A 12,178-nucleotide genomic window follows, 5' to 3' on the forward strand; every position below is an offset into this window, starting at 1 on the left:
TGAGCTTCACGCCACTGGCGTAGGACAGATCCTGCGGGCGCACATTGACTGAGCGCGGTTGTCGGGTGGGGATATGGCCTGGCGCTCGGATTATCCCGCGCCCCGCCACGAGGGCAGGGCGCGGACGGCGCTCAGGCACCCGTGAGCATGGCGTCCGCCGGGGCGCTGGCGCGATGGGCGGCGGTGAGCTGGAAGTAGACGAAGCCCGCCGCCATGAAGGCCAGGAAGATCCCGGCGATCTGCAGGTTGAACCACACCATCGCCGCCAGGCACAGCACGGCCAGCGCCAGGGCGATGCCCGGCACCACGGGGAAGCCCGGCGCGCGGAAGCTGCGTTCCAGGTGCGGCTCGCTGCGGCGCAGCTTGAACAGGCTGAGCATGCTCATGATGTACATGACGATGGCGCCGAACACACTCATGGTGATCATCGCCGCGGTCAGGCTCATGCCCTGCAGGGCGATCAGGCCGTCGCTGTAGATCGCCGCGATGCCTACCAGGCCGCCGGCGATGATTGCCCGGTGCGGGGTCTGGAAGCGCGACAGCTTGGCCAGCCCGCGTGGCAGGTAGCCGGCGCGGGCGAGGGCGAAGAACTGCCGCGAGTAGCCGAGGATGATGCCGTGGAAGCTGGCGACCAGGCCGAACAGGCCGATCCACACCAGCATGTGCAGCCAGCCGGAGTTCTCACCGACCACCATCTTCATCGCCTGTGGCAGTGGGTCGTTGATGCCCGACAGGGCCTTCCAGTCGCCCGCGCCGCCGGCGAACAGCATGACGCCGATGGCCAGCACCACCAGGGTCAGGATGCCGCTGACGTAGGCCTTGGGAATGGTGCGTTTCGGGTCCTTGGCTTCCTCGGCGGCCATGGCCGCGCCCTCGATGGCGAGGAAGAACCAGATGGCGAAGGGAATCGCCGCGAAGATGCCGCTGATCGCCGCACCGCCGAAGCTGTCGGAGCCGGCCCAGCCGTTGAGCACGAAATTGCTGAAGCTGAAGCCCGGCGCAACCACGCCCATGAACACCAGCAACTCGCCCACTGCGAGGATGGTGACGATCAGCTCGAAGGTCGCCGCGATGCTGACGCCGAGGATATTCAGCGTCATGAAGATCAGGTACGCGCCGACCGCCGCGTGCTTCGGATCGAGGGAGGGGAACTGCACGTTGAGGTACGCGCCGATGGCCATGGCGATGGCCGGCGGGGCGAAGACGAACTCGATCAGCGTGGCGAGGCCCGCCACCAGTCCGCCTTTTTCGCCAAAGGCGCGGCGGCTGTAGGCGAAGGGCCCGCCGGCGTGAGGAATCGCCGTGGTGAGCTCGGTGAAGCTGAAGATGAAGCAGGTGTACATGGTTGCCACCAGCAGCGTGGTGACGAGGAAGCCGAGGGTGCCGGCCACGCCCCAGCCATAGCTCCAGCCGAAGTACTCACCGGAAATCACCAGGCCCACGGCGATGCCCCACAGGTGCAGGGTGCCGAGGGTGGGTTTGAGTTGCGTGCTCATGCGACGTCTCCTGAAGAGAAAGTCAGAGAAGAGAAAGTCCGAACGAGGATGAAAAACACGGCCCGCTGATTCGTGCAGTGGCCGTGCCATGCCCGGAGATCAGGTCGCAAAGCGTGGTTTCGCGTCGTTTCGTGAACATTCGCGGCACATTGGCGTGCCTCGAATGGGGGCGCGGCGATTCGTTCAGGTGCGCGGTCCCGCGCTTGTTGCACGGCGATGACCGCAGCGTGACGCTTCGCGGAGCCGCGACGGCTGTCACAGGATGGCAATCTGCCGCTGGTCTACTGGCGCCCATTCCAGCGACCGGAGATTCGCCGATGACCACCCGCGCCCTGCACGAACTGTTGCGCCAGGTAGCGCCCTTGGCCCCGGAGTTGAGCATCAGCGACGTCGCCGATCGCTTCCTCGATGCCGAGCACCGCGCCTTCCTCTCGCTGCCCGTGGTGGACGAGGCCGGGCTGCCGCTGGGGCTGGTCAGCCGCAACGGCCTGCAGGACATCTTCATGCAGCGCTTTGGCCGCGACCTCTGGGGCCGCCGCCCGGCCAGCGATGTGATGAATGCGCAGCCATTGAAGGTGCGCGCCGACCTGAGCCTCGAAGAAGCCTCGCAACAGGTCACCGCCCAACTGAGTTACCCGATCACCGAGGACTTCGTCCTGGTGGACGAACAGGGACGCTACCTCGGCCTGGGCACGGTGCTCGATCTGCTGAAAGCCATGGAGCAGCGCGTCGCCCAGCGCAACCGCGTGCTCAACAAGACGCTGCAGGACCTGCGAGAGTCCCAGGCGCAGCTGGTGCAATCGGAGAAGATGGCGTCCCTCGGGCAGATGGTCGCCGGCGTCGCCCACGAGCTGAACACGCCGCTGGGCTATGTGAAGAACAACGTCGCGCTGCTGCGCGAGCTGTTGCTGCCACTGCTCGGCCTTACCGAAGCCCAGGCCCTGTTCAACGAATGCCTGGACGACCCGGCCTGCGACCCCGAGCAATTGGCGCGCACCCGCGCAGCCTTCGAACAGGCCCGCGAAGAAGCGGCGCTGGAACAACTGGTGGGCGATCTCGACCAGTTGTTCGGCGACACCGATTTCGGCCTGGCGCAGATCGGCGAGCTGGTCGGCGGCCTGAAGGACTTCGCCCGCCTGGACCGCGCCCGCAGCGAAGAGGTCGACCTCAACGACTGCGTACGCAGCGCGCTGCTGATCGCCCGCAACAGCATCAAGGAAAAGGCCGAGGTTGCCACCCAGCTGGGCGCGCTGCCCAAGGTTGCCTGCGCCGCCAGCCAGATCAACCAGGTGCTGCTCAACCTGCTGACCAACGCCGCCCAGGCCATGCAGAAGTTCGGCCTGATCCAGGTGAAATCCTGGGCGGACGAAACCCATGTGCACCTCTCGGTCCAGGACAACGGCAAGGGCATGGACGATGAGGTGCGCGCGCGCATCTTCGACCCCTTCTTCACCACCAAGCCGGTGGGGCAGGGCACGGGCCTGGGCCTGTCGATCAGCTACAAGATCGTCCAGGACCACGGCGGCCGCATCCGCGTGGCATCCGAACCCGGACGCGGCACACGATTCCTCATCAGCCTGCCGATCCAGCAGGCCAGCGAACTGAAACGGAGCGCCTGAACATGACTCAGCAGCCTGTCCGCATCCTCTTCGTCGACGACGAGGAACGCATTCTGCGCAGCCTTGCGATGCAGTTCCGCCGTCACTACGACGTGCTGGTGGAAACCGATCCGCACAAGGCCCTGCAGCGCCTGCGCGAAGAGCACATCGATATTCTCGTCAGCGACCAGCGCATGCCGCAGATGACCGGCGCCGAGTTGCTCGCCCAGGCCCGGGAAATCGCCCCGGACACCCTGCGCATCCTGCTCACCGGTTACTCGGACCTCGACGCCGCGGTGGACGCGCTCAACAGCGGCGGCATCTTCCGCTACCTGACCAAGCCCTGGGACCCGCAGGAAATGGCCTTCACCCTGCGCCAGGCGGCCGAGATCGCCCAGCGCCAGGCGCCGGCCGAGCCCATCGATACCAAGGCGATCAGCCGCGTCGTTGCGCCGCTCAACGTGCTGTTGCTGGACGAGGATGCCGAGACCCTGGCGTGCGTCGGCGAGTTCTGCAGCGCCGGTACCCACCAGCTGCACCGCGCGCGCAACCTCGCCGAGGCCATCGTGCGACTGAACAGCGAACCTATCGATATCCTGGTCAGCGACCTCAAGCTGGCCGGCGAAGACACCGCGCCGCTGCTCAAGTCCCTGGCGCAGGCTCATCCGCGCCTGCTGAGCATCGTCGTCACGCCGTTCCGCGACACCCAGGACCTGCTGGCGCTGATCAATCAGGCGCAGATCTTTCGCTACCTGCCCAAGCCGATCCGCCGCGGCCTGTTCGAGAAGGGCCTGAAGGCCGCCGCCGAGCAGACGCTGCTCTGGCGCGCCCAGCCGGAGCAGAAAGTCGCGCGCATCGCCGAGGTGCCTCGCGAGGATCGTGAGCGAGAGAAAGTGGGCAGCCTGCTGGGCATGCTCGGCCGCCTTCGCGAGCGGCTGAGTGCCTGATCGCCGTCGGCGACGGAGCATTCCTGCCGGGCGGGCTACGGAAGTCGGCGCGTTTCTGCGACAATGCGCGCCGATTTTTTCGATACCCGCGAGAGAGCCCATGTCCGCCTGCCAGACCCCGATCATCGTCGCCCTGGATTTCCCCACCCGCGAAGCCGCGCTGGCGCTGGCTGACCAGCTCGATCCGAAGCTGTGCCGGGTGAAGGTGGGCAAGGAACTGTTCACCAGTTGTGCTGCCGGTATCGTCGAGACTCTGAACAGCCGCGGCTTCGAAGTCTTCCTCGACCTGAAATTCCACGACATCCCCAATACCACCGCGATGGCCGTGCGCGCCGCCGCCGAGATGGGCGTGTGGATGGTCAACGTGCACTGCTCCGGCGGTCTGCGCATGATGAGTGCCTGCCGCGAGACTCTGGATGCCTTCAATGGTCCGTCGCCGCTGCTGATCGGCGTGACCGTGCTGACCAGCATGGAGCGCGAGGACCTGGCCGGCATCGGCCTGGACGTCGAGCCCCAGGAGCAGGTACTGCGTCTGGCTGCGCTGGCGCAGAAGGCCGGCATGGACGGCCTGGTCTGCTCCGCCCAGGAAGCGCCGGCGCTGAAAGCTGCACATCCGGCACTGCAACTGGTCACCCCCGGCATCCGCCCGGCTGGCAGCGCCCAGGACGACCAGCGTCGCATCCTCACCCCGCGCCAGGCGCTGGACAACGGCTCCGACTACCTGGTGATCGGCCGCCCGATCAGCCAAGCCGCCGACCCGGCCAAGGCACTCGCCGAGATCGCTGCCAGCCTGGCCTGATCGCGTTCTTTCGGACATGAAAAAGCCCGCAGCGATGCGGGCTTTTTTGTTTTTGCTTTTTGTAGGAGCGAGGGGCGCGCCCAGTCCTTGCTCGCGAACAAATCTCCCGGCAGCACATGAGCTGGGCGGTTCGCGAGCAAGCTCGCTCCTACAGGTTTCAGCTGTGCGCTTGAGCGGTGGTTTGCGCGCGATTGATCAGCCGCTCGCGCACAACGTCGTACACCCAGTTGAATACCAGCGCGTACGGCAGGAAGAACAGCACCAGGCCGATGTCGAGGATGAAGGCTTCCAGCAGGCTCACCGACAGCCACCAGGCGGCCAGCGGCACCAGCAGGACGATCAGGCCGAGCTCGAACAGCGAGGCGTGCAGCACGCGCACCGACAGGGTGCGGCTGAAGCCCATGCGGTTCTGCGCACGGTCGAAGGCGGCGTTGAATAGCATGTTCCACAGGGTGGCGATGGCCGAGAACATCAGGGTCATGGCGCCCATGTGGCCCAGGGGTTTGTCCATCAGCCAGGCCAGGGTCGGCGCGCAGATGACGACCGCCAGCAGTTCGAAAAGGCCGGCGTGGAACATCCGTTCCTTCAGGGTTTTAGTCGGGCTCATGGGGTTTCTCCAGATAAGGCAGTGGCAGGCCGACTCCGTCGGTCTGGCGCCATTATCATCGGTCGACCGGCTGGATCTAAGTTGGATACCATCGGTTTAACCGATGGTAGAGGTGTCGCTCCATGCAATATTCCCCCGAATCCCTGCAGGCCTTCGCCGAGGCCGCATGCCTGGGCTCGTTCAGCGCCGCCGCGCGCAAGCTGGGCAAGAGCCAGTCCACCGTCAGCGAGGCCATCGCGCGGCTGGAGATCGATCTGGGGCTGACCCTGTTCGACCGCAGCAGTCGCCAGCCGCAACTGACCGAAGCCGGCCACGCGCTGCTCGGGCGGGTGGAGGAAGTGCTGATGGCCAACGACCGCCTCGGCCAGCTCGCCCATCAGCTGGTAGGCGGGCTGGAGTCGCGGGTGACCCTGGCGATGTCGGACACCTACCAGTCCGCCGAATTCGAGGCGCGGCTGGCGGAGATCGATGCGCGCTACCCGGACCTGGAGTTCGAGTGGCTGATCGCCGAGGACAGCGATGTGCTCGATCTGGTTGTTCAGGGGCGCGCCAGCCTGGGGCTGCTTGCCGCTCAAAAGGATTACGCGCCGGATATCAGCTCTGCGACCTTGAGCGAACAGGCGGAGTTCGGCCTGTTCGTCAGCCGCGACCACCCGCTGGCTGGCCGCGAGCACGTGGAGCGCGAAGACCTGCTGGCCTACCGCGCCTTGCGCCTGAATACCTATCTGGACGATGCGGCACCGCTGCTGGGCGGGCGCTGCTGGAGCGCGCCGAACTACCTGTTGTTGCTGGACATGGCGGTGCTCGGCTTCGGCTGGATCGAATTGCCCAGTTGGATGGTAGGACGCTTCGCCGGCGGGCGTATGCAGGAGCTGAAGGTTGCCGGCTGGCCGCGCCGAGTGGCGGTGGATGTGATCTGGTCGCGGCAACGACGCCTGGGGCCGGCCGCGAGTTGGCTGGCGGAGCGGCTGCTGGGCCGTTGAGGCGCTCTGCATCACAGTTTCCGGACTAAATGTGTCGGGGCCTTTGATGCCCGGCGTGACACCAGTAGGATCGGAGTTTTCCTAGATTGTGAGGTCAGGATGCGCGCCAAGCTGGAGAATTGTCTGAAGGCAGTTGACGAAGTCCTGCTCGGCAAGGAGGTTCAGGTAAGGCTGGCGCTGACCTGCCTGCTGGCGCGCGGTCACCTCCTCATCGAAGACTTGCCCGGCATGGGCAAGACCACCCTCAGCCATGCCCTGGCGCGTGTGCTGGGCCTGGGGTTCCAGCGTATCCAGTTCACTTCCGACCTGCTGCCCGGCGACGTGCTGGGCACTTCGGTGTTCGACAAGGACAGCGGGCAGTTCGTCTTCCATCCCGGGCCGATCTTCTCCGAGCTGGTGCTGGCCGACGAGATCAACCGCGCCACCCCCAAGAGCCAGAGCGCGCTGCTCGAGGCGATGGAGGAAGGGCAGGTGACCATCGAGGGCGCGACCCGGCCGCTGCCCGAACCCTTCTTCGTCATCGCCACGCAGAACCCGGTGACCCAGGGCGGCACCTTTGCGCTGCCTGAATCCCAGCTCGACCGCTTCCTCATGCGCCTGTCCCTGGGTTACCCCGGCCGCGCCGCCGAGAAGGCGTTGTTGCTGGGCGAAGCTCGCCGCGACCTGCTGCCGCGCCTGGAACCGATGCTCGACCCGCAGGAACTGCAGGCGCTGCAGGGCGAGGTGCTGGCGGTGCGCGCCAGCGATGCGCTGGTGGACTACGTGCTGCGCCTGGTGGAAGCCACGCGCACCCAGCCGGCCTTTGCCCTGGGCCTGTCACCGCGGGGCAGCCTGGCGCTGCTGGCAGCGGCTCGCGCCTGGGCGTTGCTGGCCGGGCGCGACTACGTCATCCCGGAGGACGTACAGGCCGTGCTGCCCTCGGTGGCCGGCCACCGCCTGCGCGACCAGGCCGACCCGGCCGGGCATGGCGGCGGTGCGTTGGTGCAGTGGTTGTTGCGCGAAGTTCCGGCTCTCTGAGGGGCACGCCATGCTCGTCAAGGTCAGGCCACTGTGGCAGAGCTGGATAGCCCGGCGCATACCGCCGTCTCCCTCGCTGCAGCTCAACCAGCGCCGCATCTTCATCATCCCCACCCGGCAGGGCCTGGCGTTCGGCGTCGCGCTGTTGCTGATGCTGCTGACCGCGATCAACTATCAGAACAGCCTGGCCTATGGCCTGACCTTCCTGCTGCTGTCGCTGTTCATCGTCGCCATCCTCCACACCTACCGCAACCTGGGCGGCCTGCGTCTGTCGGCGCTCGGCGCGCAGCCAGTGTTCGTCGGCGAGCAGGCAGCCTTCCGGGTGCGGCTGGAGGGCGAAGGGCGCAACCGGCAGGCCATCGGCCTGGGGTGGGAAGCCGAGCGCATGCAGTTCGCCGATGTCACGGCGGACCACGCCGAAGAGTTGCTGCTGAGCGTGCCAGCCGAGCGCCGTGGCTGGTTGCGCCCTGGTCGCCTGCGGGTGGAGAGTCGCTTCCCGCTGGGCTTGCTGGTCGCCTGGAGCTGGGTCGACCTGGACCAGTCGGCGCTGGTCTACCCGCATCCGCAGCCCGGCGACCTGCCGCTGGAAAGCGGGGCGGCGGAGAACGACGAGGAAGGCGTGCGGCCCAGCGGGCGCGGCGTCGATGATTACCAGGGCCTGCGGCCCTACCAGCCGGGCGATTCGCGCCGGCGCTTGCACTGGAAGGCCTACTCCCGTGGCCAGGGCCTGCTGGTGAAGGATTTCTCCGCGCTGGCCGGGCGCAACATCTGGCTGGAGTTCGACAGCCTGGGCGGCGACACCGAGGGGCGCCTGTCCCGGCTGTGCTTCTGGGTCCTGCAGCTCACGCGGCGCCAGCAGCCGTTCGGCCTGCGCCTGCCGGATGCGCAACTGGCGGTCGGCCTGGACGATGCCCATCGCGACGCCTGCCTGCGCGCTCTGGCGTTGCACGGGACGAAGCGATGAGCAGTGCGACCGCCACTTCCTCCCAGCCCATTCCACGGGTGGCCCTGACCTGGCTGCTGGTGGCCCAGGCGGTGGTGATCATCCCGCACCTGGAACATCTGCCGCTGTGGGTCGTCGCCCTCTGGCTGGGTTGCGCCGCCTGGCGCATCCAGGTGTTTCGCATGCGCGCCAACTACCCCAGTGGTATCGCCAAGCTGGCGCTGGTGGCGTTGGCCGGGTTGGGCGTGTGGTTTTCCCGCGGCTCGCTGCTCGGCCTGGATGCCGGCGTGGTGCTGCTGATCTCGGCCTTCGTGGTCAAGCTGGTGGAGCTCAAGACTCGCCGCGATGCCTGGGTACTGATCCTGCTGGGGTTCTTCGCGGTTACCACCAGTTACCTGTTCCAGGATGACATCCTCGCCGCCGCCTTCAGCTTGCTGCCGGTGCTGGCGCTGCTCGCGGCGGCCATCGGCCTGCAGCAGAGCGGTTTCGCCGCGCGCCCGATGCCGACCTTGCGCCTGGCCGGCGGTCTGCTGCTGCAAGCCTTGCCGCTGATGCTGCTGCTTTTCCTGTTGTTCCCGCGCATGGGGCCACTGTGGTCGCTGCCAATGCCCGGCGACAAATCCATGACCGGGCTGAGTGACAGCATGGCGCCCGGCGACATGGTGGAACTGAGCCAGTCTGCTGCGCTGGCTTTTCGAGTGAGCTTCGACGGCAGCCCGCCGCCGCGCTCGCAACTGTACTGGCGCGCCCTGACCCTGGAACGCTTCGACGGCGTGCGCTGGAGTACCGCGTTCCAGCGTGGCGACCGTGAGCCGCAATGGCAGCGGCAGGGGCAGCCCTTGCAGTACCAGGTGATCATGGAGCCCAACGGTCGGCCCTGGCTGTTCGGGCTGGATGTGGCGCAGGCCAGCCTGGGCGATGCGCGGATGATGAGCGACTTCCACCTGGAGCGGCGCCTGCCGGTACGCCAGGGGCTGCTCTACCGCGCCACCTCCTGGCCGCACGCTCTGCTGGAGCCGGACGACGCCACCCGCGCACAACGGATCAACCTCGCCTTGCCGCAGGGCGGCAATCCCCAGGCCCGCGCCTGGGCGCGACAACTGCGCGAACGCTACCCACAGCCGGCCGAGCTGGTGCAGGCGATGCTCCGGCACTTCCGCGAGCAGCCGTTCCGCTACACACTCCGCCCGCCGGATGTTGGCCCGGAGCGCATCGACGGTTTCCTGTTCGACACCCGGGCCGGCTTCTGCGAGCACTATGCCGGCGCCATGACCTTCGTCCTGCGCGCGGCGGGGATTCCGGCTCGCGTGGTGACCGGCTACCAGGGGGGCGAGGCCAGCGCGTCGGGCAACTACCTGGCGATCCGCCAGTTCGATGCCCACGCCTGGGTGGAGTACTGGCAGCCGGGCAGCGGGTGGACGCGCGTTGACCCCACGGGCGCCGTATCGCCCGAGCGGATCGAGCAAGGGCTGGAGGCGGCCATGAGCCAGGAAGGCAGCTTCCTCGAGGCCGATCCGTTTTCACCCCTGCGCTACCGGAACTTCGCGCTGCTCAACCAACTGCGCATGGCCTGGGACGACGTCAACTACGGCTGGCAGCGCTGGGTGCTGGGTTACCAGGCCGAGCAGCAGGGCGACATGCTGAAGAACTGGTTCGGCGGACTGGACCGGCAGTGGATCGGCGCCCTGCTGGTGGGCGGTGGCGCGCTGTTGCTGGCTGTGCTGGCGCTGGTGCTGTTCAAGCCCTGGCGGCGTTCCACCGATCTCCAGTTGCAGAGCTTCCAGCGTTTCGAAAGGATGCTCGCGCCCCTGGGGGTGCATCGCGAGCCGGGGGAGGGCGCGCGGGACTTCTGCCGGCGCGCGAGCAGGGTCCTCCCGGCCCACGCGCAGGCGATCCGCAGCTACCTGGAAGCCTTCGAAGCACAGCGCTATGGCGGAGCCGCCACCGCTCCGGCCCAATTGCGTGCGCACCTGGCGCGCCTGCGTCGCGAACTGCCCTGGCGCTTGTGGTCTGCGCGCAGAAACGGGACGTGACATCGCGGCCCTTGCCGGTGTGCTGGCGGGGGCTAACCTGATAGCTCACCCTCTGGCGTGGAGCCTGCCGTGACCTCCTTCTGCGATTACCTGGTAAGCCATCTGATCGAGCAGGAGGTCGCGTTGTTCTCCGCGTCCTCCCGCCTGAAGGCGGAGTCCGATCCCGAGGCGCTGCACGACCTGCGCATCGCTGTGCGCCGGCTGCGCAGTCTGCTGCACCCGGTGCGGGGCATGCCGGGGATCGACGAACTGGAGCAGGCGCTGGGTGATATGGGCCGTCTCAGCGGTCCGCTGCGTGATCTGGAAGTGCTGCTGCCGGCGCTGGAGGCCGAGGGCTACGAGCGTGCCGCCGCGCTGCGCCGGCCGGCGCTGATTTCCGGCTATGCCACGCTGCTCGCCAGCCCGCAGTGGGAGCGTCTGCTGCTGCGCCTGGATGGCTGGCCGCAGCTGTGGCGAACAGCGGAGCGCCATGGCGTGCTCAAGGGGTTGCACGGCAAGGTGGAGAAGCGCCTTGCCCGGGAATGGCGGAAGCTGCGCGACGCGCTGGAAGATCCGGCCCACGATCGCCATCGCTTGCGCCTGCTGATCAAGCGCGTGCGCTATTCGCTGGAGGCCTATCCGAAGGAGTCGGCGGTGCCGCAGCGACTGCTCGCGCCGCTGAAGGATGCGCAATCGGCCTTGGGCGACTGGCATGACTACGAGCAGTGGCTGATCCGCAGCGAGCGCGAACTCGACCTGATGCCCTTGCAGCCGCACTGGAACGCCCGCCACGACCTCGCCGAGCGCCTCGCCGACGAGAGCCTCGAAGCCCTGCGGAAAGCGCTGCATAGGGCTCGTTGATGACAGGGCATTTCCTGCAAGGGACAAGGCTTTGGATGGTTTGCCGGGGCTGCCGGTGCCCCTAAGATCGCAACCAGCTGCCATTTTCCAGAAGCCTCAGGGAAGTCCGATCATGTCCTTCAGCGAACTGCTCCGGGCGGTGCGTGCCGCACCGCTGTCCATTGTCATCCCCGCCGCCTGGGCGCAGGGCCGTGCGAGTTTCGGCGGCCTGGTGGCGGCGCTGGCCTACGAGGCCATGGCGGCGGTGGCCGAGGCCGGACGACCGGTGCGTTCGCTGGCGATCACTTTCGTCGGCCCCATCGAGGTGGAAGTGCCGGTGAGCTTCGAGGCCGAAGTGCTGCGGGAGGGCAAGTCGGTCAGCCAGGTATTCTGCCGCGCGGTGCAGAACGGGCAGGTGGTGCTGCTGGCGCAAGGCAGCTTCGGTGTGGGACGCGAATCCACCGTGCAGATGGACGGCCTGCCGCCACCGATGTTCAAGGCCGTCGAGGACTGCCAGGAGCTGCCGTACATTCGCAAGCTGATGCCGGCCTTCACCCAGAATATCGCCATGCGCTGGGCGGTCGGGCACATGCCGTTCTCGGCCAGTCGCGAGCGCGAGATGGGTGGCTGGATGCGCTTCCGCGGCGGCGACGTGGGCGAGGAGCCGATGGAGATCAGCCACCTGCTGGCGCTGATCGACGCCTGGCCGCCGGCCAACCTGCCGCATCTGAAATCGCCAGCGCCTTCCAGCTCGCTGACCTGGACCGTGGAGTTCGTCCAGCCGCTGCCCTCGATGCCCGCCAATGGCTGGTGCCAGTACCTGGCGACCATCGAGCATGCCCGCGACGGTTACGGGCACATCGCCGCCCAGACCTGGTCGGCCGATGGCCAGCTCCTGGCGATCGGCCGGCAGACGGTGACCATCTTCGGCTAGGG

Annotated in this window: 11 protein-coding genes; 9 read left to right on the forward strand and 2 right to left on the reverse strand. The window is 67.4% G+C overall.

Annotation, left to right across the window (positions count from 1 at the left end):
- Positions 1-131: 131 nt before the first annotated feature.
- Complete coding sequence (gene eat, locus GJV37_RS06540; RefSeq protein WP_024764509.1) at positions 132-1,496, reverse strand: ethanolamine permease; 1,365 nt, start codon at positions 1,494-1,496, stop codon at positions 132-134.
- Positions 1,497-1,813: 317 nt separating this feature from the next.
- Here eat and GJV37_RS06545 point away from each other — a divergent pair, with 317 nt between their 5' ends.
- From GJV37_RS06545 to pyrF, 3 genes are all read left to right on the forward strand, one after another.
- Entirely contained in the window at positions 1,814-3,115 is a 1,302-nt protein-coding gene (locus GJV37_RS06545) for a sensor histidine kinase (RefSeq protein WP_193452241.1), read from the forward strand.
- A gap of 2 nt (positions 3,116-3,117) precedes the next feature.
- Entirely contained in the window at positions 3,118-4,041 is a 924-nt protein-coding gene (locus tag GJV37_RS06550; RefSeq protein WP_193452242.1) for a response regulator, read from the forward strand.
- Positions 4,042-4,141: 100 nt separating this feature from the next.
- Positions 4,142-4,840 (forward strand): orotidine-5'-phosphate decarboxylase, encoded by a 699-nt coding sequence (gene pyrF, locus GJV37_RS06555; RefSeq protein ID WP_024764511.1) that lies wholly within the window; start codon positions 4,142-4,144, stop codon positions 4,838-4,840.
- 157 nt (positions 4,841-4,997) lie between these two features.
- Here the strand turns inward: pyrF and GJV37_RS06560 are convergent, their stop codons facing one another.
- Complete coding sequence (locus GJV37_RS06560; protein WP_170858406.1) at positions 4,998-5,447, reverse strand: multidrug/biocide efflux PACE transporter; 450 nt, start codon at positions 5,445-5,447, stop codon at positions 4,998-5,000.
- Between the two features lie 122 nt (positions 5,448-5,569).
- Between GJV37_RS06560 and GJV37_RS06565 the strand changes: the two genes are divergently transcribed.
- The 6 genes from GJV37_RS06565 (at position 5,570) to GJV37_RS06590 (ending at position 12,176) form a co-directional block, all read left to right on the forward strand.
- Positions 5,570-6,430: a LysR family transcriptional regulator gene (locus GJV37_RS06565; RefSeq protein ID WP_024764513.1), complete on the forward strand. Its 861-nt coding sequence runs from the start codon at positions 5,570-5,572 to the stop codon at positions 6,428-6,430.
- 99 nt (positions 6,431-6,529) lie between these two features.
- Positions 6,530-7,447 carry an AAA family ATPase gene (locus GJV37_RS06570; RefSeq protein ID WP_170858407.1) on the forward strand — a complete coding sequence of 306 codons (918 nt, stop codon included), beginning with the start codon at positions 6,530-6,532 and terminating at the stop codon, positions 7,445-7,447.
- Positions 7,448-7,457: 10 nt separating this feature from the next.
- Positions 7,458-8,411, forward strand: coding sequence for a DUF58 domain-containing protein (locus GJV37_RS06575; protein WP_193452243.1), 954 nt, complete (start codon positions 7,458-7,460; stop codon positions 8,409-8,411).
- Positions 8,408-10,423 (forward strand): transglutaminase TgpA family protein, encoded by a 2,016-nt coding sequence (locus GJV37_RS06580; RefSeq protein ID WP_170858409.1) that lies wholly within the window; start codon positions 8,408-8,410, stop codon positions 10,421-10,423. The genes GJV37_RS06575 and GJV37_RS06580 overlap by 4 nt, the downstream gene beginning before the upstream one ends.
- 69 nt (positions 10,424-10,492) lie before the next feature.
- On the forward strand, positions 10,493-11,263 hold the full coding sequence (locus GJV37_RS06585; protein ID WP_038803745.1) for a CHAD domain-containing protein: 771 nt from the start codon (positions 10,493-10,495) through the stop codon (positions 11,261-11,263).
- A 112-nt stretch (positions 11,264-11,375) separates the two neighbouring features.
- The gene (locus tag GJV37_RS06590; RefSeq protein ID WP_065084267.1) at positions 11,376-12,176 is read left to right on the forward strand and encodes an acyl-CoA thioesterase; all 801 of its coding nucleotides are present in this window, start codon (positions 11,376-11,378) and stop codon (positions 12,174-12,176) included.
- Positions 12,177-12,178: the final 2 nt, after the last annotated feature.

It is taken from the genome of Pseudomonas nitroreducens (genome assembly GCF_010994165.1).
Classification (GTDB): domain Bacteria; phylum Pseudomonadota; class Gammaproteobacteria; order Pseudomonadales; family Pseudomonadaceae; genus Pseudomonas; species Pseudomonas nitroreducens.